23 protein-coding genes and 1 riboswitch are annotated in these 24,443 nt (G+C 72.1%); of the genes, 5 read left to right on the top strand and 18 right to left on the bottom strand.

Annotated features, from left to right (window positions below; genetic code table 11):
• Positions 1-304: 304 nt before the first annotated feature.
• The 5 genes from ACGFU6_RS24125 to ACGFU6_RS24105 form a co-directional block, all read right to left on the bottom strand.
• A complete protein-coding gene (locus ACGFU6_RS24125; RefSeq protein WP_393613741.1) occupies positions 305-1,147 on the bottom strand; it encodes an SGNH/GDSL hydrolase family protein in 843 nt (280 codons plus the stop codon).
• 118 nt (positions 1,148-1,265) lie between these two features.
• Positions 1,266-2,285 carry a hemolysin family protein gene (locus ACGFU6_RS24120; protein ID WP_393613739.1) on the bottom strand — a complete coding sequence of 340 codons (1,020 nt, stop codon included), beginning with the start codon at positions 2,283-2,285 and terminating at the stop codon, positions 1,266-1,268.
• Entirely contained in the window at positions 2,282-3,619 is a 1,338-nt protein-coding gene (locus ACGFU6_RS24115) for a hemolysin family protein (protein ID WP_393613737.1), read from the bottom strand. Before ACGFU6_RS24115 ends, ACGFU6_RS24120 begins: the two co-directional genes overlap by 4 nt.
• A 205-nt stretch (positions 3,620-3,824) precedes the next feature.
• A complete protein-coding gene (locus ACGFU6_RS24110; RefSeq protein ID WP_393613736.1) occupies positions 3,825-4,250 on the bottom strand; it encodes a GNAT family N-acetyltransferase in 426 nt (141 codons plus the stop codon).
• A gap of 85 nt (positions 4,251-4,335) precedes the next feature.
• Positions 4,336-5,616: a cytochrome P450 gene (locus ACGFU6_RS24105; protein ID WP_393613734.1), complete on the bottom strand. Its 1,281-nt coding sequence runs from the start codon at positions 5,614-5,616 to the stop codon at positions 4,336-4,338.
• Positions 5,617-5,997: 381 nt separating this feature from the next.
• Here ACGFU6_RS24105 and ACGFU6_RS24100 point away from each other — a divergent pair, with 381 nt between their 5' ends.
• Together ACGFU6_RS24100 and ACGFU6_RS24095 are read left to right on the top strand one after the other, a co-directional pair.
• Positions 5,998-6,225 carry a hypothetical protein gene (locus ACGFU6_RS24100; RefSeq protein WP_030921856.1) on the top strand — a complete coding sequence of 76 codons (228 nt, stop codon included), beginning with the start codon at positions 5,998-6,000 and terminating at the stop codon, positions 6,223-6,225.
• Entirely contained in the window at positions 6,222-6,593 is a 372-nt protein-coding gene (locus ACGFU6_RS24095; RefSeq protein WP_363023666.1) for a fic family toxin-antitoxin system, toxin component, read from the top strand. The genes ACGFU6_RS24100 and ACGFU6_RS24095 overlap by 4 nt, the downstream gene beginning before the upstream one ends.
• Positions 6,594-6,680: 87 nt before the next feature.
• On the opposite strand, the gene ACGFU6_RS24090 is transcribed toward ACGFU6_RS24095, so the two are convergent.
• The 4 genes from ACGFU6_RS24090 to bioB all read right to left on the bottom strand — a co-directional run bounded on the left by ACGFU6_RS24090 (position 6,681) and on the right by bioB (position 10,713).
• Positions 6,681-7,394 (bottom strand): class I SAM-dependent methyltransferase, encoded by a 714-nt coding sequence (locus tag ACGFU6_RS24090; protein WP_393613733.1) that lies wholly within the window; start codon positions 7,392-7,394, stop codon positions 6,681-6,683.
• A 116-nt stretch (positions 7,395-7,510) separates the two neighbouring features.
• Positions 7,511-8,200, bottom strand: a complete 690-nt coding sequence (gene bioD, locus ACGFU6_RS24085) for a dethiobiotin synthase (RefSeq protein ID WP_393613731.1) — start codon at positions 8,198-8,200, stop codon at positions 7,511-7,513.
• A 1-nt stretch (position 8,201) separates the two neighbouring features.
• Positions 8,202-9,506 carry an adenosylmethionine--8-amino-7-oxononanoate transaminase gene (locus ACGFU6_RS24080; RefSeq protein WP_393613730.1) on the bottom strand — a complete coding sequence of 435 codons (1,305 nt, stop codon included), beginning with the start codon at positions 9,504-9,506 and terminating at the stop codon, positions 8,202-8,204.
• A complete protein-coding gene (bioB, locus tag ACGFU6_RS24075; RefSeq protein WP_393613729.1) occupies positions 9,499-10,713 on the bottom strand; it encodes a biotin synthase BioB in 1,215 nt (404 codons plus the stop codon). The genes ACGFU6_RS24080 and bioB overlap by 8 nt, the downstream gene beginning before the upstream one ends.
• Positions 10,714-10,855: 142 nt before the next feature.
• Between bioB and ACGFU6_RS24070 the strand changes: the two genes are divergently transcribed.
• Positions 10,856-11,998, top strand: coding sequence for an 8-amino-7-oxononanoate synthase (locus tag ACGFU6_RS24070; RefSeq protein WP_393613728.1), 1,143 nt, complete (start codon positions 10,856-10,858; stop codon positions 11,996-11,998).
• A gap of 16 nt (positions 11,999-12,014) precedes the next feature.
• Here the strand turns inward: ACGFU6_RS24070 and ACGFU6_RS24065 are convergent, their stop codons facing one another.
• Positions 12,015-12,221: a DUF397 domain-containing protein gene (locus ACGFU6_RS24065; protein ID WP_393613727.1), complete on the bottom strand. Its 207-nt coding sequence runs from the start codon at positions 12,219-12,221 to the stop codon at positions 12,015-12,017.
• 25 nt (positions 12,222-12,246) lie between these two features.
• Positions 12,247-13,107, bottom strand: a complete 861-nt coding sequence (locus ACGFU6_RS24060; protein WP_393613726.1) for a helix-turn-helix domain-containing protein — start codon at positions 13,105-13,107, stop codon at positions 12,247-12,249.
• 235 nt (positions 13,108-13,342) lie between these two features.
• Between ACGFU6_RS24060 and ACGFU6_RS24055 the strand changes: the two genes are divergently transcribed.
• Positions 13,343-13,774, top strand: coding sequence for an ATP-binding protein (locus tag ACGFU6_RS24055; RefSeq protein WP_393613724.1), 432 nt, complete (start codon positions 13,343-13,345; stop codon positions 13,772-13,774).
• A 25-nt stretch (positions 13,775-13,799) separates the two neighbouring features.
• On the opposite strand, the gene ACGFU6_RS24050 is transcribed toward ACGFU6_RS24055, so the two are convergent.
• Positions 13,800-14,744, bottom strand: coding sequence for a LysR family transcriptional regulator (locus ACGFU6_RS24050; RefSeq protein ID WP_393613722.1), 945 nt, complete (start codon positions 14,742-14,744; stop codon positions 13,800-13,802).
• Between the two features lie 72 nt (positions 14,745-14,816).
• Between ACGFU6_RS24050 and ACGFU6_RS24045 the strand changes: the two genes are divergently transcribed.
• Positions 14,817-15,473, top strand: coding sequence for a LysE family translocator (locus ACGFU6_RS24045; protein WP_393613721.1), 657 nt, complete (start codon positions 14,817-14,819; stop codon positions 15,471-15,473).
• A gap of 33 nt (positions 15,474-15,506) precedes the next feature.
• Here ACGFU6_RS24045 and ACGFU6_RS24040 read toward each other — a convergent pair whose 3' ends face one another.
• The 6 genes from ACGFU6_RS24040 to ACGFU6_RS24015 all read right to left on the bottom strand — a co-directional run bounded on the left by ACGFU6_RS24040 (position 15,507) and on the right by ACGFU6_RS24015 (position 24,199).
• Entirely contained in the window at positions 15,507-15,980 is a 474-nt protein-coding gene (locus ACGFU6_RS24040; RefSeq protein ID WP_393613719.1) for a C40 family peptidase, read from the bottom strand.
• Positions 15,981-15,983: 3 nt separating this feature from the next.
• A riboswitch (cyclic di-AMP (ydaO/yuaA leader) is annotated at positions 15,984-16,180 on the bottom strand.
• Positions 16,181-16,484: 304 nt separating this feature from the next.
• The gene (locus tag ACGFU6_RS24035) at positions 16,485-16,796 is read right to left on the bottom strand and encodes a hypothetical protein (protein WP_393613717.1); all 312 of its coding nucleotides are present in this window, start codon (positions 16,794-16,796) and stop codon (positions 16,485-16,487) included.
• Positions 16,797-16,800: 4 nt separating this feature from the next.
• The gene (locus ACGFU6_RS24030) at positions 16,801-17,436 is read right to left on the bottom strand and encodes an ATP-dependent Clp protease proteolytic subunit (RefSeq protein WP_393613716.1); all 636 of its coding nucleotides are present in this window, start codon (positions 17,434-17,436) and stop codon (positions 16,801-16,803) included.
• A gap of 285 nt (positions 17,437-17,721) precedes the next feature.
• A complete protein-coding gene (locus tag ACGFU6_RS24025; RefSeq protein WP_393613715.1) occupies positions 17,722-20,634 on the bottom strand; it encodes an AAA family ATPase in 2,913 nt (970 codons plus the stop codon).
• 101 nt (positions 20,635-20,735) lie between these two features.
• Positions 20,736-20,969, bottom strand: coding sequence for a hypothetical protein (locus ACGFU6_RS24020; protein WP_393613713.1), 234 nt, complete (start codon positions 20,967-20,969; stop codon positions 20,736-20,738).
• Positions 20,970-21,100: 131 nt separating this feature from the next.
• Positions 21,101-24,199, bottom strand: coding sequence for a type 2 lanthipeptide synthetase LanM family protein (locus ACGFU6_RS24015; protein ID WP_393613712.1), 3,099 nt, complete (start codon positions 24,197-24,199; stop codon positions 21,101-21,103).
• Positions 24,200-24,443 lie beyond the last annotated feature (244 nt).

The following is a 24,443-nucleotide window of genomic DNA, read 5'->3' as shown; positions in this document are numbered from 1 at the left end:
CTCCGGGGGATTGCCGTGCCGCCCCCGGACTCGGTGCGGCGGCGTGCTGCGGCATGGCTGAGCGGGCCGTGGCGGGGGAGAGGCCGGCCCTGGAGTGATCTTCGTGCAGGCTGGCGTGCGCATCCCGTGCGCATTCCACGCGGTTCGGCCGGAAGGAGCGGCCGGCGACGCTCAGGAGTGCGGAGTGCGGAGTGGGGACGGGAAGTGGACGCGTACGCCTAGAGCCCGACAGCGCTGCGATGGTGTTGCTATGGCGTCGCGGTACGGCGTCGGCCGGCGGCCACCGCGCCGAGTCGCTGGACGGCTATTCGCCCGCGTCCAACCGGCGCCACGCGGCGACCGGGCCCGGGGCTGCGGCGTCGTCAGGGGTGACCCAGAAGGCCCGTCCGTGCTCGGCGCTGAACTGGGCTCCCGAGCGTCCGTCTCCCGAGGAGCGGCCGGTCAGGCGCCGTCCTATCCAGGGGAACAGGTGCTCGCGTGCGAAGCGGGCGTCGTCGACGCGCCGGGTGGCCCAACGCGGCGGGACGGCGGCGGGCAGCACTGTCTGCCAGTCGTTCTCGGCGGGCAGACCCAGCGTCTGCCACACCGCCTCGGCCACCCTGCGATGGCCCTCGGCGGTCAGGTGCAGCCGGTCGACGTCCCACATCCGGGGGTCGCCCAGGACCTGTGACCCGTACAGATCGACGACCTCCGCGCCGTGCCGGGCGGCCAGATCGTCGATCAGGGAGAACAGCTCCTCCATCCGGGGCCGGAACCGTTCCATCACGGGTCCGTTGCGCCCCGGGCTGCGCATCAGCACCAGCTTCTTGCACGACGGTGCGAGGCGTTCGACGGCCTCTTCCAGCCGCCCCCGGACCATGCCCATGTCGCACTTGGGGCGCAGGGTGTCGTTGAGCCCGCCGACCAGCGTCACCACGTCCGCCCGCAGCGCCGCGGCGACGTCCACCTGCTCGTCGACGATCTGGCCGATGAGCTTGCCGCGTACGGCGAGGTTGGCGTACCGGAATCCGGGGGTCCGGGCCGCGAGCCGGGTGGCGAGGACGTCCGCCCAGCCCCGGTACGAACCGTCCGGCAGTCGGTCCGACATGCCCTCGGTGAACGAGTCGCCGATCGCGACGAGACTGGTGTAGGTGGCATTCAATTCCATGACGATGTGATGATATCGCGCAGCCGGCCCGCCCTGCGCGAGTGCGAGGCGGGGCAGGCCGGGCCCGGGCCTTCCGGGCCCGGTCCCGGCTCGGGGTCCGAGCCGGGACCGGGGCGGGTCAGCGGGCCTGCGGCCGTCCCACGAGCTCCCGGAGCACGTCCTCCATCGTCACCATCCCGGCCAGCCGGTCGTCCTCGTCGACGACCGCCGCGAGGTGCGTACGGCTGCGCCGCAGCGCGGTCAGCACGTCGTCGAGGGGCGTGGAGGCCCGTACCCGGGCGATCGGCCGCATCGCCGTCACCGGGAACGGCTCGTCGCGCGGAGTGACGTCGAGGGCGTCCTTCACATGGAGGTAGCCCAGGATCCGCTGTTCGCTGTCCATCACCGGGAAACGCGAGAACCCGGTCTCGGACGAGAGCCGCTCCAGCTCCTCCGGGCTCGTACCGACCCTCGTGTACATCACCCGGTCCACCGGGAGCACCACATCGCGCACGGGCCGGCGGCCCAGCTCCAGCGCGTGGTGCAGCCGCTCCGCCGCCCGGTCGTCGACCAGGCCCGCATCCCCGGCGTCCTTCACCAGACGGGCCAGCTCGTCGTCCGAGAACGTGGCGGACACCTCGTCCTTGGTCTCCACCCGCAACAGCTTCAGCAGGGCGTTGGCGAAGGCGTTGATCGCGAAGATCACCGGACGCAGTGCCCGTGCCAGCGCCACCAGCGGCGGACCCAGCACCAGCGCGGTCCGCACGGGCTCGGCGAGCGCGATGTTCTTCGGCACCATTTCGCCCAGCAGCATGTGCAGGTACGTTGCCACGGACAGCGCGATCACGAACGAGATCGGGTGGACCAGTCCGTGCGGCATGCCCACGGCGTCGAAGACCGGCTCCAGCAGATGCGCGATGGCCGGTTCGGCGACGATGCCGAGGACCAGGGTGCAGAGCGTGATGCCCAGCTGGGCCGCGGCGAGCAGCGCGGAGACGTGTTCGAGCCCCCAGATGACGCTGCGCGCACGCCGGTTCCCGTCCTCCGCCTGCGGCTCGATCTGACTGCGCCGTACGGAGATGAGGGCGAATTCCGCACCGACGAAGAAGGCGTTCACGACCAGGGTCATCAGGCCGATGAAAAGCTGTACGGCGGTCATCGATCGTCCTCCGACGGCTCGTCGGAGCCGGGCAGCGGCGCGTGCAGCAGCGCCCGTGCGGCGCGGCGCCCCGAGGCGTCCACCACATCGAGCCGCCAGCCGGCGAACTCGACCGAGTCACCCACGGCGGGGATCCGGCCCACCTCCGAGGCGATCAGCCCGGCGAGGGTCTCGTACGGTCCGTCCGGCACGCGCAGTCCGATCCTTTCCAGCTGGTCGGTCCTGGCCGCGCCGTCGGCCGACCACAGGGTGCGCCCGTCGGCGTCCTCGCCGGCGGGCGCGAGGTCCGGCGTCTCGTGCGGGTCGTGCTCGTCCCGCACCTCGCCGACGACCTCCTCGACGATGTCCTCCAGCGTCACCACACCGGCCGTGCCGCCGTACTCGTCGATGACGACCGCCATCGCGAGCTTGCCGGAGAGGCGGTCGAGCAGCCGGTCCACGGTGAGCGTCTCCGGTACGAGCAGCGGCTCGCGCAGCATGTCGCCGATCCGCTTACGGGGCCGCTGCTCGGCGGGGATCGCCAGCACGTCCTTGATGTGTGCCACTCCGACGACGGTGTCGAGGCTGCCCCGGTACACGGGGAACCGGGACAGGCCGGTCGCCCGGGTGGCGTTCGCTACGTCCTCGGCGGTGGCCCGCACCTCCAGCGCGGTGACCTGGACCCGCGGGGTCATCACGTTCTCCGCGGTGAGCTCCGCGAGGTTGAGGGTGCGGACGAAGAGTTCGGCGGTGTCCGCCTCCAGGGCGCCGGCCTTGGCGGAGTGCCGGGCCAGGGCCACCAGCTCCTGGGGGCTGCGGGCCGTCGCCAGCTCCTCGGCGGGTTCGAGCCCGACCCGGCGCACGATCCGGTTGGCGGTGTTGTTGAGGTGGCTGATGAAGGGCCGGAAGAGGGCGGTGAAGACCCGCTGCGGGGTGGCCACGGCCTTCGCGACCGCCAGCGGTGAGGAGATCGCCCAGTTCTTCGGGACGAGCTCGCCGACGACCATCAGGAACACGGTGGACAGGGCCGTACCGATGACGAGCGCCATGGACGACGACACGCCGGGGGACAGCCCGACGGCCTCGATGGGCCCCCGGATGAGTTTCGCGATCGAGGGTTCGGAGAGCATGCCGACCACCAGGTTGGTGACGGTGATGCCCAGCTGGGCCCCGGAGAGCTGGAAGGTGAGGCTGCGTACGGCCTTCATGGCGCTCGACGCGCCACGTTCACCCTGCTCGACAGCCCGTTCGAGCTGGCCGCGTTCGACGGTGGTCAGGGAGAACTCCGCCGCGACGAAGGCGCCGCAGGCAAGGGAGAGCAGTACCGCCACGAGCAGCAGAAGCACTTCGGTCATCGGTTCACCTCCGTCCCATGATCGGGCAGGGACGGGGGGATCGCTCGGTATCGGCGATGTCGGCTACTGGGAGGCTCGCCCATGGATGGACGCTCACACCTTTCGTATGGATCGGCAGGGGGATGCCCATAGTAAAGGATCGGCAAAGTCGCTCGTGGGTCTGTGGCCCTCTACCCCTGAAAGCTTCCGAAGCTCCCCAGTGGCTCTACCCCCGCAGCGGCTTCACCCAGCGCCGCCAGTGGTCCTCGCGCTGATAGCCGGCCGCGTCCCAGGTGTGGTGCGCGCGCTCGTTGGCCTCCAGCACCATGGCATCGACGCGCCGCCCGCCGAGGCCGGCGAACCGCTGCTCGGCCGAGGCCATCAGGGCGGTGGCTATGCCTTGCCTGCGGCAGTCGGGGGCGACGGCCAGCCGGTAGGCGGAGCACCGCCACCCGTCGAATCCGGCGATGACGGTTCCGATCAGAACCCCGTCACGCTCCGCGAGGAGCAGGGCCTCGGGGTCATGTGCGACGAGCCGCGCCACCCCGTCGTGGTCGTCGCTGATGCTCGTACCTTCTGCCGCCGTACGCCAGAACTTCAGTACGGCGTCGATGTCCGTGGGGGTGGCACACCGGATGTGGAGATCGCTCATCCGGTGAGCCAAGCAGAACGGCGCTCTGCGCCGCCAGTGAATAGCCACCCCTGCCGCGCGGTGCGGGCGGGCACCCGCACCGGCCTCAGCGCAGGTGTACCGGCAGGGACTCGATGCCGTAGACGATCGACAGCTTGCGGAAGGCGAGGTCCTGCGGCGGCACGGCGAGCCGCATACCGGGAAACCGCCGTGCCAGCGCCGGGTAGGCCGACCGCAGCTCCATCCGCGCCAGTTCGGCGCCTATGCACCGGTGGATGCCGTGGCCGAAGGCGAGGTGCCCCGGGGCGGTGGCGCGGTCCAGGTCGAAGCGGCCGTCGTCCATGACGTACGACTCGTCCCGGTTGGCGCCGCTCAGCGAGCAGAGGACCATGTCCCCGCGCGGAATGACGACCCCGGCTATCTCGATGTCCTGGCGTGCGAACCGCGGGAAGGCCATCTGCACGGCGGAGAGGTAGCGCAGCACCTCTTCGACGAACGGCGCTGTCGTCGTGTCGTCCTTGCGCAGCCGGGTGAGGACGTCCTCGTTCCGCAGCAGGACGAGCGAGCCGAGGGCGATCGTGCTGGCCGTCGTCTCGAACCCGCCGGTGAGTACGCCGTCGGCGAGGCCCGCGAGTTCCTCGTCGTCGACGCTGTCGCCGTGCTCGCGCACGATCATGCCGAGCAGGCCGTCGCCCGGCTTGGCACGCTGCGCCCTGACGACCTCCCTGAAGTAGTCCAGGGACGCGGACATGGCGCCGAAGGGTGCTGTCGTCCCCCCGAAGAGGTCGAAGCGGTCCATCGCCAGCTGCTGGAAGTCGTTGCGGTCCTCGTAGGGCACGCCGAGCAGTTCGCAGATCGTGAGGGAGGGGATGGGCAGCGCGAACTCGTGCACCAGATCGACCGGGCCCCGCACGGCCTCCATCGCGGCCAGCCGTTCCCCGACGATGGCGTCGATCCTCGGGGCCAGCCGGCGCAGCCGGCGCATGGTGAACTCGGGTGTGAGGATGCGGCGCAGTCGGGTGTGCACGGGCGGATCGCTGAACCCCAGTCCGCCGGGACTCTGCTCCGCGGCTATCCCGGCGTTCGTGGCGAGGTGGGCGAAGTCCGTGCTGAACCCTTCGGCGGAGCCGAGCACGGCCTTCGACTCCTCGTATCCGGTGACCACCCAGGCGTCCATGCCGAACGGCAGCGAGACCCTGGACACCGGCGCGGAGGCCCGCGCCCCGGCCAGTTCCCGGACCGGATCCAGGCCGTCCCTGCGCAGCAGCATCAGGAGATCCTCGGGCAGCAGCCTGATCGTGGAGGAACCGATTCCGTGCTTCTGAATCCTGGCCAGGTAGCTGCGGCCGAACCTGGCGGTGATACGAGAACGGAACGTCGTACTCAATGTGCACTCCATGAGTAGTCGCGGGATCTGGACGGCCGGGCACATGATCCGACGCCGGGATGTGGCCGGGCGAATCGGCGTCGCCTGCCTGACCTGGAATTATGACTACTTGTTCGAACGATGGGGCGATCGGGTGGGGTATCCGTCGGTTATCTACCGACGGTAGGTGCGCCGGGGCGCCGACGCCTGTGCCCGGCCCGGCCGCCGGGACGGGCCCGACGGCCTGCGCGGATGCGCCGGGCGGCCGGCGTACGGGCCTGCCGCCGGAGCCCCGCCCGCCGGGAGACGGCCCCGGTGGCGCGGTCCGGGCAGAGCGCGGTCCGTAAGCGTCCGCGCCGGTTCCTCTTGCCGACGCTAGCGATCCCGCGCTAGCGTGATGGGGTGCCCAAGACTCAGCTGAACGTACGAGTGGACGAGGCCACCGCCGAGGCCGCGCGGCAGCGCGCGCTCCAGAGGGGGATGAGCGTGAACCGCTACATAGAGGAGCTCGTCAAACAGGATGCCGGCGAAGTAGGACATACCTTCGTCGAAGCAGCCGCCGACTTCATGAAGCAGTACGAATCGGTGTTCGCCGAGGAGTTCGGCCCGGAGCGCAAAGGCACCCGTTGAATCTCCGGATCCATCTTTCCTGGCTGCTCATGGTCGCGGAGCACAAGACGCCCGGCGACCCGCAGGTCACCGACTGGGGCGCACTCGTCGCCGCTGTCGCCCGTCACGAGGCGGAGATCTTCGGCAGCCCCGTCTACAGCGACCCGCACTCAAGAGCCGCATCACTGCTGCAGTTGCTGTTGCACGTGCCCGCGCTGGAACGGTCCAACGCGATGTTCGCCTCCGCCGTGGCCTATGGCTATCTCGTCGCATCGGGACTGAAGGTCATCACCTCGCCCGAGCAGGTGCGTGATCTGGCGCTACTGGTCAAGGAGGGCAAGGCGGACGTGCGGGCGATCGCCGACGAACTGCGCCAGTGGAGCCTGTGATCGGCTGACCGCCCCGCCGGCGGCATGGCGCCGGGTCGCGCAGCCACGGGCCCGCGATCCGGTACGGACGACCCGCACGGACACCGGTCAGCAGTCAGCCGACCGTACCGGTTCCTCTTCCTCCGCTTGCGCCGCCCAGGGCCGTCGCGCCACCCCGACCACGCACGCCGAGGTGGGCAGCCGGACACCGGTCTCGGGAATGCGGATGTCCCGGTGCGACTCCACCACGAACCCGGCCGCCTCGATCGCGGCCAGCGCGTCACGCGACGTGTGACAGCCACCGGCGAGCAGCGGCCACACGGTCCGGTCCAGCACCCGCTGCGCGGCGGCCATGCCTCTGGTTGAGGCCCGCACGTGTTCGAAGAAGCGCAGCTCGCCGCCGGGTCGCAGCACCCTCCGGACCTCCGCGAGCGACCGCCGCACGTCCCGCACGGTGCACAGCACCAGCGAGAGGACGGCGGCGTCGAACTGCCCGTCCCCCACCGGCAGTGCCTCCGCCGTGCCCGGCATGACATCCACCGTGACGGCGGCCCCGAGCGCTGACCGCACCGCCAGCTGCCGCAGTGTGCCCTCCGGTTCGACCGCCACCACTTCGCGGACCGTGGACGGGTAGTGGGCGAAGTTGAGACCGTTGCCCGCCCCGACCTCGATGACCCGGCCCGAGAGACCGGACAGCAGCTCCGCCCGCACCGGAGCGATACCCGCCGTGGTCTCCGCGGCCACGCTCATCCGGGCGTAGTAGCGGGCGAAGACGGGATGGTGCACCACGTCCCTGGGCGTCTTCGTGCTCCGCAACCGCATGACGTACCTCCTCGGTGTGCCGGTCGTCCCCCCGTATGACGGACTTCCCCGGTCGGCCTCCCGCTACCCCGATTCTGCCCCGGACCCCGGTGGTCCGTCCCACTCCGCCCGGCCGGTCAGCCCGGCGGACGGACCCCGCCCAGCTCGGCGGCCAGCCAGCCACCGGCCCGCGCACGGAACTCCGCAGGCCGCAGCGCGCCCGCACCCGCCGGGATCACGCCCAGCAGCGGTGCACCCGCGGCCACCGGGAGATCCGTCAGATTGCAGCGCTCCGCCAGATCCGGCTCGGCGGGCATGCTGCCGACCACCACCCCGAGGCATTCGAGCCCACGGGCACGCAGCGCCTCCGAGGTCAGCGCCGTGGAGTTGAGCGTGCCGAGCCCGGCGGGCGTCACCACCAGGACCGGCGCCGACAGCAGCCGTGCCGCGTCCGCCAGGGTGGCCCCCTCGTCGTCGAACCGTACGAGCAGCCCGCCCGCGCCCTCGACCAGGACCAGATCGTGCTCGGCCGCCAGCTTCCCGGCCGCCTCCGCGACCTCGTACGGGCGCACCGGCGGGAGGCCGGCCCGTCTGGCGGCCGTGGCGGGCGCCAACGGCTCGGGGAACCGGGCCAGTTCCACGGCGGTCACATGGCCGCCCGCCAGTCGGACGACCTCGGCGGCATCGCCCGGCTCACCGGGCGCCAGGCCTGTCTGGGCCGGTTTGAGCACGGCCACCCGGCGCCCGGCCGCGGCCGCCGCCACGGCTGCGGTCACGATCGTCTTGCCGATCTCCGTGCCCGTGCCCGTCACTACCAGGACGCTCATCTCAACCCTCCCGCGCCGCCGCGCACACCGCGCGGCAGATCCGTTCCACATCGTCGTCGCCGGTCACGTACGGCGGCATGGTGTAGACGAGATCGCGGAACGGCCGCAGCCACACGCCCTCGCGCACCGCCGCCCGCGTCGCCGCCGCCATGTCCACCTCGTGGTCGAGCTGGACGACGCCGATGGCACCGAGCACCCGCACGTCCCGGACCCCGGGCAGTTCTGCGGCGGCGGCCAGACCGTCGCGCAGCCCCGCCTCGATCCGCTTGACCTCCTGCTCCCAGTCCTGGCCGAGCAGCAGGTCGATGGAGGCACAGGCGACCGCCGAGGCGAGCGGGTTACCCATGAACGTGGGGCCGTGGGCGAGCACCGGCACCTCGCCGCGCGAGATGCCCTCGGCCACCTCGCTCGTGCAGAGCGTCGCGGCCATCGTCAGATAGCCGCCGGTCAGGGCCTTGCCCACGCACATCACATCGGGCGAGACCCCGGCGTGTCCAGCGGCGAAGAGCTTGCCCGTGCGGCCGAATCCGGTGGCGATCTCGTCGAACACCAGCAGCACACCGTTGGCGTCGCACGCCTCACGCAGCACGCGCAGATATCCCGGCGAGTGGAACCGCATCCCGCCGGCCCCCTGCACCACCGGCTCCACGATCACCGCGGCGAGCTCATCGGCGTGGTGCGCGATCAGTTCCCGCAGATGCGTCACGTACGCGGCGTCCGGCTCCGCGTCGAAACCGGCGGGGGGTTCGTCCGCGAAGACCTGTCGCGGCAGCGCTCCCGACCACAGTTCGTGCATGCCGCCCTCGGGGTCGCACACCGACATGGGCTGCCAGGTGTCGCCGTGGTACCCCCCGCGCCAGGTCAGCAGCCGCTGTTTGGCGGGCCGCCCGGCCGAACGCCAGTACTGGAGGCACATCTTCACGGCGACCTCGACCGAGACCGAGCCGGAGTCCGCGAGGAACACGTGCCGCAGCGGCTCGGGGGTGATCTCGACCAGCCGGGCCGCCAGCCGCACGGCGGGCTCATGGGTGAGCCCGCCGAACATCACATGGCTCATCCGGTCCAGCTGGCCCCGGGCCGCCTCGTTGAGTACCGGATGGTTGTAGCCGTGCACCGCCGACCACCAGGACGACATGCCGTCGACCAGCTCGCGCTGCCCGTGGGCCGGTTCGGCGAGCCGGAGCCGTACTCCGGACGCGGACTCCACGACCAGCGGCTCCTGACGGCCCGGCATCGGGCTGTAGGGGTGCCAGACGTGGGCCCGGTCCAGGTCGCGCAGAGCGGCGGGGGAGAGCGGCTCAGGCATTGGGTGCGAGATCCGTTCCCGCGCCGCGACGGCGGACCGACACCAGGTCCGTGCGTGCCGCCGGGACCTCAGCGGACTCGACGGCGTCCGTCTCCGCCCCGGGCCCTTGACCACACGGCGCACACGCGCCGGAGTGCGAACCGCACGCGTCCGACTGCGGACCGCACCCGCCGGAGTGTGAACCACAGCCGTCGCCCGCGTCGGCGCGGTGCCGGGGGAGCGTGGTCGTGCCCGCCCCCTCGACCTCGAAACCGGCGTCGGCGATCATGTCGAGGTCGGTCTGTCCTGCCTGGCCCTCGCTCGTCAGATAGTCGCCCAGGAAGATCGAGTTGACCAGGTGCAGGGCGAGCGGCTGCATCGAACGCAGATGCACCTCGCGCCCGCCCGCGAGCCGTACCTCGACATCCGGGCAGACGAACCGCACCATCGCCAGGATCCGCAGGCAGCGCTGCGGAGTCAGGTTCCACTCCTTGGCGAGCGGGGTCCCCTCGAACGGGATCAGGAAGTTGACCGGCACCGAGTCGGGGTCGAGCTCGCGCAGCGCGAAGACGACATCGACCAGATCGGAGTCGCTCTCACCCATGCCGGCGATCAGCCCCGAACAGGCGGAGAGTCCGGCCGCCTGCGCCTGGTGCACCGTATCCACGCGGTCCGCGTAGGTGTGGGTGGTCGTGATCTCCCCGTACGTCCCCTCGGACGTGTTCAGGTTGTGGTTGTACGCATCGGCCCCCGCCGATCGCAGCCGGCCGGCCTGACCGTCGGAGAGCAGGCCGAGACAGGCGCAGACCTCGACGCCCTCGTGTTGCTCCTTGATCGCTTCGATGGTCTGCGAGACCCGGTCGACGTCCCGGTCGGTGGGACCCCGGCCACTGGCCACCAGGCAGACGCGCTTGGCACCGCCCGCCACCCCGGCGGCGGCCGCCTTCGACGCCTCGTCGGGCTTCAGCCAGGTGTACTTGAGGATCTCGGCCTTGGAGCCCAGCCGCTGCGAGCAGTACGAGCAGTCCTCCGGGCAGAGACCCGACTTCAGATTGACCAGATAGTTGAGTTTCACGCGCCGCCCGAACCACTGGCGGCGCACCTTTCCGGCCGCGGCCACCACGTCGAGCAGATCGTCGTCCGGCGTGGCCAGTACGGCGAGCGCTTCTTCACGGGTCGGCAGCTCGCGCCGCAGCCCCTTCTCCGCCAGCGTGTTCAGGAGGTCCATGGTTGATGATCCTGACGCACGGCACGCCTCCGAGCCAAGGAAGAACCGGACAACAGAGCGGCATCAGGGTGTGTGCATGGCCACACCCTGTCCGGCTTCGCCCCCGGTTAAGGTCTGTGAGTTGCCTACAAAGGGACTGCACATGCCCTTCGCCCCGTTCGACTGGATGGACGACGAGGCCCGCCGCCGCGCGGACACCGGACTCGTCCGTACGCTCCGGCCCCGGCCCGCGGAATCGGACCTGCTGGATCTCGCCAGCAACGACTACCTCGGCCTGACCAGACACCCGGAAGTGACCGGGGCGGCGGCCGACGCCGCCCGTCGCTGGGGTGCCGGGGCCACCGGCTCCCGGCTGGTGACCGGTTCCACCGCGCTGCACGCCGAGCTCGAACAGGAACTGGCCGAATTCTGCGGTTTCGAGGCGGCCCTCGTGCTGTCCTCCGGCTACGCGGCCAACCTGGCCGCCCTCACCGCACTCACCGGCCGGGGCGCCCTGATCGTGTCGGACGCGGGCAACCACGCCTCGATCGTCGACGGCTGCCGGCTCTCCCGTGCCGAGACCGCCGTCGTGCCGCACGCCGACCCCGAGGCCGTGCGCAAGACCCTGCACGCGCACGGCGGAAGGGCGCTGGCGGTCACCGACTCGGTCTTCTCCGTCGACGGCGACGCCGCTCCGCTGGCCGCGCTGGCCGAGGTCTGCCGTGACGGGGGCGCCGGGCTGCTCGTCGACGACGCGCACGGTCTGGGCGTCCTCGGCGAAGGCGGACGCGGCGCGCTCGCGGCCACCGGCCTCGCGGGCACGGAGGGCGTGGTCGGCACGCTCACCCTCTCCAAGTCCCTGGGCAGCCAGGGCGGCGCGGTCCTCGGCTCCGCCCGGGTCATCGACCACTTGGTCAACACCGCCCGCACGTTCATCTTCGACACCGGCCTCGCCCCGGCCGCCGCCGGTGCCGCACTCGGCAGCCTGCGGCTGCTGCGCCGCGAACCGGAACGAGCGGGCCGGGCCCGCACGGTCGCCACCGCACTGTACGAACAGCTCACCGAGGCCGGTCTGATCGCCGTACGGCCCGACGCGGCCGTGGTCTCGGTACGCGCGCCCTCGGCCGACGCCGCGGTCCGCTGGGCGGCCGACTGCCGTGCGGCGGGTATGGCGGTCGGGTGCTTCCGGCCGCCCTCGGTACCGGACGGCATCTCCCGGCTCCGCCTGACGGCCCGCGCCGATCTGACGGACGAGCAGATCGCAACCGCGGTCGCGACCGTACGGCGGACCGCCCCCGAAGCCTGAGCGGTCCGCCGTCGGGTCAGCGGGCCGGGTCGGCGCTCAGCCCGGTGACGAAGGAGGTCCACGCCGCAGTCGTGAACTGCAGCGGTGGCCTGGACACATCCTTGGAGTCGCGAACGGCGAGCCGCCCGCCGCCGAACGCGGCGGTTTCCACGCAGTTGTTCATTCCGGTGCTGCGGCTGCTGCGCCGCCAACGTAACGCGTGCTGTGCGAGGCAATCCGACATGACGCCCCCCTCGGGCAGTCCGTAGTTACTGACCGCCGCGGTCGATCGTGGCGATCAGGTCCAACGAGTGCTCCGGCGACAGCGCGTGCGCCTGCAGAGTGCGGAAGGCCGAGCTGTACGCCTCGAGGTCTTCTTTCCGCTCCAGATAGAGGCTACTCGTCAAGTGGTCAAGAACGACCACATCTAGATCAGAAGTGCTCGGAAAAGAGAAGATTACGAAAGGTCCGGTGAGGCCGACATAGCCGCCGACCGAGAACGGCAGCAACTGAAGGTCCACATGCGGAAGCTGGGCCAGCCGGACGAGATGGCGAAGCTGCTCCCGCATGACCCGCCGGCCGCCGACCGCGCGCCTCAGCACCGCCTCGTCGAGCACCGCGCTCAGCCTCAGCGGCGGCTCGCTCCGCAGCACGCCCTGCCGGGCGAGCCGCACCTCCACCAGCGAGTCCAACTGGCCGGAAGGCAGGCCGTCGAGCGCCGAGCGGGTCACCGCGCGGGCGTAGTCGGCGGTCTGCAACAGGCCCGGCACCACCGACGTCTCCAGGGTGCGGGCGGTGCGAGCCTGTGACTCCAGGCTGATGAAGTCGCGGTACTGGGGCGGGATGAGGCCGCGATAGGCGTGCCACCAGCCCGCGCCCCCACCGCCCGCCGAGCCGGCGAGCGTCTCCAGGACCTCGCGCAACTGCGGGTCTTCAACGGTGTACGCGTCCAGCAGCCGGGTGACGTCCACCGGCCGCACCCCACTGACACCCGTCTCGATCCGGCTCACCTTCGACTGGTGCCAGCCGAGCAGTTGCGCGGCGTCCCGGCTGGTGAGTCCGGACGCGTGGCGCAGACTCCGCAGCTCCTCCCCGAGCTTGCGGCGTCGCACCGCAGGGCCGTGCTGCATGTGGTGCCTCCCTCCCGCTGCGCGCCGGCCACTTCCCGTGCCGGCCACTGCGTACCGAGCGGACAGTGTGCCGCGCCCGCACGGTATCCAGCGAAGAGTTCACCGCTTTGAGCGACAGATATATGCATATCTTGGTGGATCGCCGTCGCAGAGGGCAGCATCAGTGGCAATCTGGCGCGAAGCACAGCACGGACCGATCGCGGGTCGGTTCCGGGCGGGAAAGGGGCGGCCGGCCATGGCGGACCATCAAGAGGCGAGCGTCACTCTGCCGAGCGAGCCGGTTTCGGTCTCCGCGGCCCGCAGGTACGTGGCCCGGGTATTGGCCGAATGGGGACTGCCGGACGGGAGCGACGCCGCCGACACCGTCCGGCTGATCGTCTCGGAGCTCACGACCAACGCCGTCCAGCACACGTTCGGCCAGTCGCCCACCTTCACCGTCGACCTCCGCCTTGAGCGCGAGGAGCAACTGCACCTCGGAGTGACGGACAGTCACCCCCGCTGGCCCCAGCGACTGCCGGCCGCCGTTCAGCAGGACAACGGGCGCGGCATGGTGATCATCCGTTCACTGGCCAAGGAGTACGGTGGCCGGCTGACCGTCACACCCACCGCCGATGGCGGCAAGACCGTCTGGATCGCGCTCCCCTGGAGCGTCCCCGTCCAGACCTGACCGGTCCCGCAGCCGGTCGCCCGGGTCACTGGGATGCGGCGGTCCGGTTCCCCGGGGGCGCGGCGGCCGCCCGGCCGAACCCGCTCCGCAACAGGGCCCGAAGAGTTGCCGCCGCCGCGCTCGACCGGTCACCGCGGTGCACCACCGAAATGGTCCGCCGGAACGCCGCCGGCTCCAGCCTCCGCACCGACAACGGCGTCGGGGACATGGCCGCGACCATCTCCGGTACCACCGCGATCCCGATGCCCGCGCTGACCAGTGCGCACACCAGGGCGTAGCCGGGCGACTCACAGACCACCGCGGGCAGTGCGCCCGCCTCGGCCAGTGCGTTCTCCACCCCGCGCCGAGGCGGATGGGTGGGGGCGCTGCTGATCAGCGGCCGGCCCGCGAGGTCCGTCACCGGGAGCCGCCCGCTGCCGTCGGCCAGGACCTGACCGACCGCGGTGATCAGCACCAGCTCCTCGACCAGCAGCGGCTCGGCGCTGAGCCCCGAGGGGAGCGGCGCCGTGGCGGCCGGTTCGTACGCGTGGGTCAGCGCGAGGTCGACCTCGCCGCCGGCCACGGCCGCCACCCCGCCGGGCGGCTCGTACTCCGTGACGATCAGCTCCACGTCCGGGTGCGCCCGGCGGAAGGCGCTCAGCACGGGAGGCAGCAGATGGATGCCGGCCGTGGTGAAGGTGCCGACCCGCAGGCGCCCGCCGGAGAGCCCGGCCAGCCGCGCCAGCTCGTGGCGCGCCTGGTCCATCTCGTCCAGGACCCGTCTGGCCCGGCCGGCGAGCAGCTCGCCCGCAGCGGTCAGCCGGGCGCCCCGGTGGTGCCGTACCAGCAGTGCGGCACCGGCCTCCCGCTCCAGCTTGGCGAGCTGCTGGGAGAGCGCGGGGGCGGTGTAGCCCAGGCGGACGGCGGCCCGGGTGATCGAACCGGCCTCGGCGACCGCCACCAGCGCCGCCAGCCGTGTCGGGTCGTACATTAAGCGTTCCTTTTGGCAGACCCACAAGATTGCAAGTACATGCTAAAGGCTGTTCGGGTCCAGGGTGGAGCCATGGATGCCCAGCTGACCGCCTTCCTCGGAGTCGCGGCCGTCATGGTCGCGCTTCCCGGAGCGGATTTCACCGTCGTCGTACGCAACGCTCTCGCCTCGCGGTCGGCGGGGGTGGCGACCGCGCTCGGCGTGGCCGGGGGACTGCTCGTCCACACCGCGCTCGCCGTCGCCGGGCTGGCCGCCGTGCTGGTGGCGGTGCCGGTGCTGTTCCGCACGGTGCAGCTCCTGGGCGGGGCGTACGTGCTCTACCTGGGCGTCAGCGCACTGCGCTCGGCCCGAAAGGGGCGGGCGAACGCCACCGGGACCACGGCGGACCACCCGGACGGCAAGGCGGACGCGGAGGCTGCCGTCGGGACCCGGCGCGCACTGCGCCAGGGCTTCCTGACCAACGCGCTGAACCCCAAGGCCCCGGTGCTCTTCCTCAGCCTGCTTCCGCAGTTCGTCCCGGCCGGGGCCGCCCCGCTGCCCAGGACGCTGCTGCTCGCCGCGATCGTCGTGCTGCTGGCCCTGATCTGGTTCCCGGCCGTGGCGCTCCTGGTGGACCGGCTGGGCCGGTGGCTGCGCCGGCCGCGTACCGCCCGCGCGATCGAGGGCGGCAGCGGCGCGGCACTCACCGTGCTGGGGGCTGTGCTGGTGACCGGCACCCTGCTGCACTGACGGGAGCCATGCGTCCGGTGGGGTGCGGCGGCGTCAGCCGACCCGGCCGTAGTAGACGCTCTTCGTCCAGATCCTCTCCAGCCGCACCACGGCGCCGGTCTTCGGCGAGTGCCAGATCTTGCCGCTGCCTGCGTAGATGCCCACGTGGAAGATGCTGCGGCCCGAATGGAAGAAGACCAGATCGCCGCGTTGCCGCTTCGACGCCGAGATGTGGCGGGTCTTGTTGTACTGCTGCTGGGCCGTGCGCGGGAGCTTCTTGCCCGCCTTCTTGAACGAGTAGAGCGTCAGCCCGGAGCAGTCGAAACGGCTGGGGCCGGTGGCGCCCCACCGGTAGGGCGATCCCTTCTTCGACGCGGCGATGTTGAGCGCCTTCATCGAATGAGTCGCGGCCTGGGCGTCGGTCACGGCGCCGGGGACGAACAGCGTGCCGCCGACGGCGGCGAGCGTCATGATCGAGGCCGTCGTGGCCCGAGCGAGGAGAGACGGGACATGAACCTGCGCAGTCATGCGCAACCCTTCGTCAGCCGCCTGTGAAGGATGACCTGTCGGGTTCGGGCCGGCGAAGTCGCCCGGCCGCACAAGGCGGCTTCACCCCGAGGGACGACCGGAAGTCCGGTCGGCCCGTTGTGCTTGGGTCCTCCACTCCTGCCGATCCACTCCTGTCGACCAGGCATCCGGACAGCGGCAGGACTCGGCGTCCGCCCGGACCGCCCCGCCGCGGTGGCGGGGGCTTGTCGTCCCAGGGATCTTGACTCACCGAACGCCGGATTTCCGAGGTGAAACGGTGATATGTGAGGCTCGTCACGACTGACCCGTTCGGGTGGACAGGGGCCTTGCGGGGAGTCGCAGCACTTCTCCAGCCGTTGCGGTATCAGGGGTGGAACGGCGGATTTCACCCATGGCCCACCTCGAAAGCGCAAGTTGACCCGTCCCTCGTGCGAGGTAACACCTGCGCCGAACGAGCGAGAGAAATTGATCCACCCGTCGGGCGTGTCGGTGCGGGGGAGTTGATCAACTCGGCGGGTCGGGTGGCACGGTGAGCCGCCCGGCTCGGCGCTCGCCGTCCAGCACCCGTAACGCCCGCGTCAACGTGTCGGAGTGGATCTGCGTCTCGCCCCGCTCGTGCATCAGCGCGAGCGCCTCCCGCAGCGCCACCGCGTGCGAGGCGAGAGCCTGCGCGGCGCGCAGGGCCCCATAGGTACTGTCCGCGCGGGCCGGGTTGATCCGGCCCAGCTGGTCGACGACCTCCAGATAGCGGTCGATGAACTCGCCCTCCGCTCGGGTGAGGGCGGGCAGTGGCGGGAAATCCGGTGGCTGCGCCATCGGTTCACCTCGTGACGGGCGGCAGCGCCGCGGGCCCGCGGTTCTGCACGATGTGGTCGACCAGCCCATACGCCTTGGCGCCCTCGGCGTCGAGGATCAGGTCGCGCTCGGTGTCGGCGGTGATCTCCTCGGCGGGGCGGCCGGTGTGACGGGCCAGCATGCCCGTCAGCGTCTCGCGCATCCGCAGCAGTTCCCGCGCCTCGATCTCCAGGTCGGACGGCTGTCCCTGCACGGGCTCGGCGAGTTCGGGCTGCTGCACCACGACCCGTGCGCCGGGCAGTGCGTGCCGGCGGCCGGGAGCTCCCGCGGCCAGCAGCACGGCCGCGCCGGCGCCGGCCTGGCCGAGGCAGAAGGTCTCCACCTCGCAGGTCAGGTACGCCATCGTGTCGTACACCGCCGTCATGGCCCCGAACGAGCCGCCGGGCGAGTTGATGTAGAGCTGGATGGGCCGGTCGGGTGCGTCGTACTCCAGGTACATGAACTGTGCGACCAGGTCGCTGGCGGCGATGTCGTCGACCGGGGTGCCCAGGAAGACGACTCGTTCGGCGAGGAGCTTGGAGTAGGGGTCAAGCGTGCGGGTCCCCTGGGACGTGCGCTCGGTGAACTCGGGCAGTACGTGGCGTGCGGCGGGGCGGTGCATGGCGAGGACCTCTCCTCCGGGGCGCGCGGGGGCCCCGGAGGGGCGCCGCGCACACGTCTGTGAAAAACGTACAGGACGTACAGAACGTTCTGATGGGAGCATGGCCCAGTGATCCACTGAAGTCCAGGGCCGGAGGCTGTTGTTGCTGTTCGCCCTGCGTGGACATCCCGCGGATCCGTCACGCGGTTCTGATGGGCAGGCTGCTTGGACGAAGGGGAGTGGGGTGGTCCGGGATGACGCTCTCGAATCCCGGCCGCACCCGGGCGAATCAGGCCAAAGCCGGTATCACGGCTTCGTCAGCCGGGTCGACCACGCACACAGGTCCGCACGGTCGGCCGCGCCCGTCTTGTTCATCAGGCTGGCGATGTGCTTCTCGACCGTGCGGGGGGAGATGAACAGCCGGTCGGCGATGTCCTTGTTGCTCAGCCGGTCGGCGAGTAGCACGAACGCCTCGTACTCGCGCACGGTGACGCCGAGGGCCCGCAGTTGCTCGGGGATACCGTCCGTGCCGCTGCGGTGCTGGTGCACGGGGGCGCCCAGCCTTCGCAGGGCGGCGCGGCAGGCGTTGGTGACGGCGGGCACCCCCTGCTCGTGGAAGTGGTGCTCGGCCCGCCTGAGCCAGGCGACCGGCTCGCCCCAGCCGTCCTCGTGCGCGGCGTCCGCGACCAGCCGCAGGCCCAGGTGCAGGGCGGCCGGGTACACGGCGGCATCGCGCAGCGCGGCACCGATGCGCTCGGCCGCCCGTTCGCCCTGCCCCTGGCGGCCGAGCAGGACGGCGTCCGCGAGCGCGACGAACTGGCGGTTCCAGCGCATCTGTCCGACCGCCGTGGCGGCGACGCGCTCCTGCCTGGCGCGGTCCGCGTCGCCGGCCAGCACGTCCAGCAGCAGCCCCACCCCGTGCGTGCCGCTGAGGTGGTAGGTGGTGGGGTTGTGCCGCTCCAGCGCCGACACCGCCCCGAGCTCCGCCCGTGCCAGGTCCCGGTCCTCCTCCATCAGGGCGCAGAAGGCGCGGGCCATGCCCAGCGTGAGGGGCTCCTCCTGCGAGCCGGCCCCCTCCCATTCGGCGAAGGAGTCGAGGGCGGCCTGCATCGCCCGCCGGTCGCCCTGGTGCGCCTCCAGCGAGGCCAGTGACATCAGGAGGTACCGGACGGCGGGGGCGAGCCCGAGCCGGCGCACGACCGCCAGACCCTCGGTGGCGGCCTCCCGCGTCGCGTCGCGGGCGCCCCGCATCACCCCGTCCAGGACCAGGATGCCGTCCACGGTGTGGACGATGCTGATCGAGCCCAGTCGCAGGGCCTCCTCCCGGGCGGACAGCAGCCCGCTGGTGTCGCCCTCCGCCAGCCAGTCATTGCCGCCGATACGGGTCGCCGCGTACATCCGCCGCAGCGGGAGCTGGTGCCGTTCCGCCGTCGACAGGGCCTTTTCGAGCATGGCCCTGGATTCGGACGGGTCCCGTTCGCGGGCCACGGTCGCCAGCAGCTCCCACGCCTGGCAGGCGACCGAGGGGAGCGCGAAACGGTCGGCGGCGGCGGCCGCCGAGCGGGCGAGCTGCTCCGCGTGCTGGATGCGGTCGGTGCCCGGGGTGTCCAGGGCGAGATAGGCGGCGGTGACGTCGACGGCCGCTGTCGCGGCACCGTCCGGGCTCGACCCCAGTACCTCACGGGCCCGGTCGATCTGCCGGTTCCCGTCGCTCCAGCGCCCCGCCGTGTGCGCCACCTTGGCCAGCCGGGTGTGCAGGACCGCCAGACGTGACGCGCCGAGCCCCGCGCTGTCCAGGGCGTGCAGATGCTCGACCAGGCCCAGGGCCCGGTCGAAGTCACCGGACTCGGCCAGCGCGGGCAGCAGGTGCTCCAGCGCACCCGCCCGCTCCTGCGGGTCGCCGGCCCGCGCCAGCAGGGTTTCGGCCTGGCTGAGCAAGGTCACCGCCGAACCGAGCGCGCCCGCCGCCAGGGCCCGCCGCCCCGCCTCCGTGAACAGCTTGCCGGCCGCCGCGTCCTCGCCGGCCTCGGACCGCAGCCCCGCCGCGAGAGCGCACCACTCGCCGGGCAACTGCGGGTGCAGCTTCTCCACCGCCTCCGCGCCCTGACGTGCCAGTTCCGAACGCTGACTGGGCGTCAGCTGTGTGAACAGAGCTTCCACGGTGGGCGAATGACGAAAGGAGTACCAGTCGGGAGCGGGCTCGTCCGGGACCACCAGGCGAGCGGCGACGCCTGCGTGCAGATGGCTGAGGAGTTCCCGGTCGTCGACTCCCGTCATCCGCTGGAGCACGGTCAGCGGGAACCGTCTGCCCAGTACGGCCGCCGCCGACAGCAGGGTCAGGCCCTCCGCACCCAGGCGGTCGATGCGGCGCAGAATTCCCCGGGCCAGGGCGGAGGAGACATCGCCGCGCGGATCACCGACCGTTCGCCAGCCTTCCGGGCCCTGCACCAGGGTCCCCGCGCTGATCATGGACTGGAGTAACTCCTCGACCAGGTACGGGCTGCCCGCGCTGCCCTCCCACAGCCGCTCCAGTACCGGCGTGGGCACTTCCTCCGTGGAGGTGCCCAACTGGCCCGCCACCAGTTCGCGTACCTGGGGGCGGGTCAGCGGTGGCAGTTCCACGACCGAGGCCGCGCCGCGCCGGCGGGCCGACTGGGCGAGGTCCAGGGCGTCGCTGAAGTCCGTGCGGACGGTGGCGAGCAGCAGGACCGGGCTGTACTCCAGGTTGTCCACGAGATATTCCAGGACGCCCAGTGTCTCGGGATCGGCGTCGTGCAGGTCCTCCAGCACCAGGAGCCGGCCCCGGCCGTGATCGGTGGCCATGAGCAGGCGCAGCACGGCCTCGCCCAGGATCACCATGGAACTGCTGTCGCCCGCCCCGGTGTTCCAGTCGGGTATCAGCCTTCCCAGCACTGGTCTGTACGGCCCGAGCGGCAGTTCGTCCAGTGGTTCACCGGTGCGGAACAGCGACATCAGCGCCTCGGTCAGCGGCCGGAAGGGCACCACTGGGCCGGTGGTGCTGCTGCGTCCCCGCAGGACGCCCATCCCTAACCCGAGCGCACTGCCCACGGCCTCGGCCGCCAGCCGGGACTTGCCGGCCCCGGCCTCGCCCACCAGGAAGACCACTCCGCCGCGCCCCTGCTGGGCATCCGACAACGCGCGCCCGAGCAGACCCAGTTGGGCATCTCGGCCGATGAGGGAAGGTGCTTGGGAACGCATGATCTCGAAGCATAAATCAGAAATTCCGGAACCGTGGTGTGCCGTTCGGATTTCGATTCCGCTTGTCCGGTCGAGACCGCCCGGGATCGGCCACGGGCTGGCTACTGGGGCGCGGAGACCGAGGTGTCGATCGAGCTCAGCGTGATGACGATGCCGCTGGTGAGCACCATTCCGGCCAGGATGCGGGCACGCGCGCAGGCACGGTTGCGGCCCGAGAGGGTGATGCCGCCGGCCACGTCCTGCTCCTCGACGGCAGACGGGAGTGCCTCGGTGTCCGCCGCGTTGGCGGCGTTGGTGGCGGAGACGGACGCGGCGTGGCTGGAGTGCTGGTTCATGGGGAGAGTTCCTTCGTGTGGGAGTGCGTGGGTGAGGGGTTGAGCGGAGACGACGGGAGAGACAGGAGGAGCGGAGGGAAAACGGAGGGAGTTGAGGGGAGCCGGGGACCGGCTGACCGGGGTGCTCGTTGTCAGCAGAGGGGCAAGGGGCTCGGACAGTAGTGCTCCAGCAGGAGCGCGGACGGGACACGGGCGGGGGAGCAGAGGCGGAGCAGTCCGTAGCCGATGCCGGCGAGGCCCGTCAGCATTCCGGGAGAGGACACCTGGTCGGGGGTGGCGCAGCGGTGCTGCTGCGCCTCGACGGTCGCGAGTACCCGGCCGGCGGTGCGGGGCAGAGCGGCGGACGCCGTGGCGTCCCCCCGGCCGGCCAGGACCGTCAGGGCCTCCAGTGCTCCGAAGGCGCCGTGGCCCGCGCTCAGGTCGGGGCCGTGGCCGAGGGCGGCCAGCCGGGCGGCGAGGTCGCCTCGGACCGGCAGGTGCGCGGTGGCCGCGGCGATCCCGGGCAGGCCGGTGGTCCACGAGGGGCCGTGCGCGGCTTCGGGTCCGGCGCCGGCCGAGCGCAGCAGCCCGGCCGCCACCTCCGGGTGCCCCTTTCCGTCCGCCCGGTGATCCGCGTGGCGCCACAGCGCCCAGCCGATGCCGGCGGCGCCCTCGGCGAACTCCGCGGTGCCACCGCCCCGCGCGGCGGCGGGGGCCAGGGCGTCGGCCACCGCGTCGGCCAGCTCCAGGGACCGGTGGAGGCCCGTCGCGTCGTGTGCGGCGACCGCTGCCGCCAGGGCGCCGGCCGCGCCGTCCGCGAACCCGGGGTCCGCGCAGCCCGTCACGGCGTGGCCGAGTGCGGTGAGCGCGTCGGGCAGCGAGTCCGCGAGGTCGGCGTCCAGGAGCGCCGACAGCCGAACCAGGCCGTAGAGGATGCCGCCGATCCCGTTGTACGCTCCCGGCCCCACCGCGGCGCACAGGTCGGGGTCGGCGGCCAGCATCTTCAGCAGGGCCGGCAGCGGCCGTACCGCCTCGTGGGCGAGTGCCGTGTAGCGGTCGGCGCCCGCGAGCAGTCCGGCCTGGGCCAGGAAGAGCGCGACTCCGGTGTATCCCTGGGCGAGTCCGGCGCCCATCGGCAGGACCGACCAGTGCCCGCCCGGCATGCGTTCCAGGCCGATCCAGTTGGTGCGGCCGCCGGACCGCACCGCGCGGGCGGCGATCTCGTCGGCGATCCCGCAGGCCGCGGCGAGCAGCCGGGACGGTTCCGGCACCACTGCCGGCATGGGCGCCGGGACCAGCTCGGAGCGCGGCCGGACCAACGCGGAGCCCGCCTCGCGTGCGGCCAGCGCGGCCGAGACGATCCATTCCTGGTCCCGGCAGTCGACCTCGTCCATCCGGGCGATCTTGGCGCGGACCGCGTTCAGGCTCGGCACCGGCAGTACGTCCGCGACCCAGGTCCCACCGGCCGTCCGCACCGCCGAGCCGGACGGCCGGTGGACGAAGAGGGGGATGTCCCCACGCCACAGGTCCTCGGTCTCGTGCTCCACCAGCCGGCCGCGTGCCGGGTCGTGAGCCGACTCGGTCCACAGCACCGCGAACGCGGCGTCCCGGGCGAGCGCGTCGCCGAGCAGCGCCGGGTGGGTGGATTCCTCCAGCAGGGTCGAGTACAGCCGGGTGGAGCGGACGATCAGGCGTGCGGGGCTGTCGGCGTGCCGGGCCAACAGGCCGCCGGGCTGTGTGAGTTCCCCGCCGTGTGCGCGGATCGCGGCGTACGTGGTGCGGAAGCCGTCCAACAGCGCGGCACGGTGATCGGCGCCCTGGAGGCGCTGCCCGCCGGGCAGTGGCTGGTTCTGCGCGGCCGGACTGACCACCGGGCCCCGAACAGCGCGCATGGTGTCCAGTCCGCTGTCCTCCCAGCGCAGTCCCTCGCTCGGGTACGTGCCTTCCTCGGTGCGGCCCAGCGCGGAGATGTCCAGCGCGCCGTGCTCACCGATCAGCAGGTAGGGCAGCAGGCACGTCCGGTACACGGAGGCCTGGAGGGCGTCGGCCGCCGGGTCGGCCTCGGCGGTGGTGGCCTGCGGCAGCCCGGTGTGCAGCAGGGTTTCGGCGTCCACCAGGACCGGCTGGCCGCCTGCGGCGATGAGGTTCTCGTAGTGCATGTCCGCGCCGTCCACCGCGTACAGCAGAGCCAGCAGCGCGCCCTGGCGCCGGTAGAAGGCGTCCGCCTCGGTCACCGAGGCGCACAACCGGTGCTCGATGAATTCCAGCCAGCCGTGCTCCAGCCGCCGCACCGTGCGCGGGGTGCGCAGTTCGAGTCCCTCGACCCGGCCGGTGAGCCAGTGGGCCAGGTCGTCCAGCAGTGCGTGCTGCCCCAGCGGACGCGGCTTGTAGACCACCCGTGATCCGTCCGCGAACTCCAGCACCGCCACCGAGCGCCCGCCGCAGTGGGCGTCGCCTCGGCCCAGTTCGACGCGGGTGAGCGGGCCGGGGTCGCGTCCGTCGAGCAGAGCGCTCAGCAGTTCCTCGCGGTCGGTGTGCAGCCGCAGGCCCAGTTCGGCGACCGCGTCGGCCGCGTCCAGCGCCGTCCGGGCCAGCATCCGGGCCAGCACCGGATAGGCGGTGAACAGCGTCCGCAGGCCGTCCGCACCGCTGTTGGCGGCGAGGAAGGAGGCGAAGCGGTCACGGGGCGTGGCCCCGGCGAGCCGTCCCGCGCGCCGGGCACCGTCCAGCTCGCGGACGAGTGTGCGGGCCGCCTGCCTGGTCATCCGGCTCAGCAGCGATTGCTCGAACGAGGCGTGCAGGACCGCCCGTTCCGCAGGGGGAAGCGGTGCCAGCCGCTCGTCGAGAACGTCCGAGGCCGGTGCCATCAGCGGTGCCACAACCTGAGCGAACACCTCGGGCCCGGTGGCGTCCCCGCTCGTCGCCGGCCGGCCGGCGACGTGGGCACGGCCCAGGGCCTCTTCGACGTAACCGGCCCAGCGCGGCGTACCGGCGCGGTCCGCCAGCTGCTCCGGAGCCTCCCCGGCGAGGGCCCACACGGCGAGTTCGTCGAGGCCCAGGTGGGCCAGCCGCGCCGCGAAGCCCGCCGAGTCCCCGACGGCCCACGGGGCGCGGCCGGAGGTGACGGTGGTGGATGACGCCGCAGGACGGCCTGGGGCGCCGACGCGCTCGGCGAGGGAGAGCGCTGGGGCCCACCAGGCGAGCGGCAGGTCCGCGCTTCGGGGCATCGTGGGTGCGGCTGATTCGGTCACAGGAGGAACGTCCCAGATACCGCATGGCCTCCACATGGGGGAGTGTCCCCCATGTTCTCCGATCGCCCCCGCCGCTAGTGGGGGGCGGGGGCCGGCGAACCCGTTCGCGCACGGCCCGTATTACCCGCGACAGCGGCGGAACCCGCAGGTCACCGCCCGTACCCCTGGTGCCCGTGCTTCGCACGGCCCGCCGGCACACCCGTCCGGGGGTACCGCCCCCACCTCCTACGGAATCGCCCGCACG

This window comes from Streptomyces sp. NPDC048462, assembly GCF_043200175.1.
Taxonomy (GTDB): domain Bacteria; phylum Actinomycetota; class Actinomycetes; order Streptomycetales; family Streptomycetaceae; genus Streptomyces.
The sequence above is the reverse complement of the archived record's forward strand: the minus strand, read 5'-3'. Positions and strand labels throughout refer to the sequence as shown.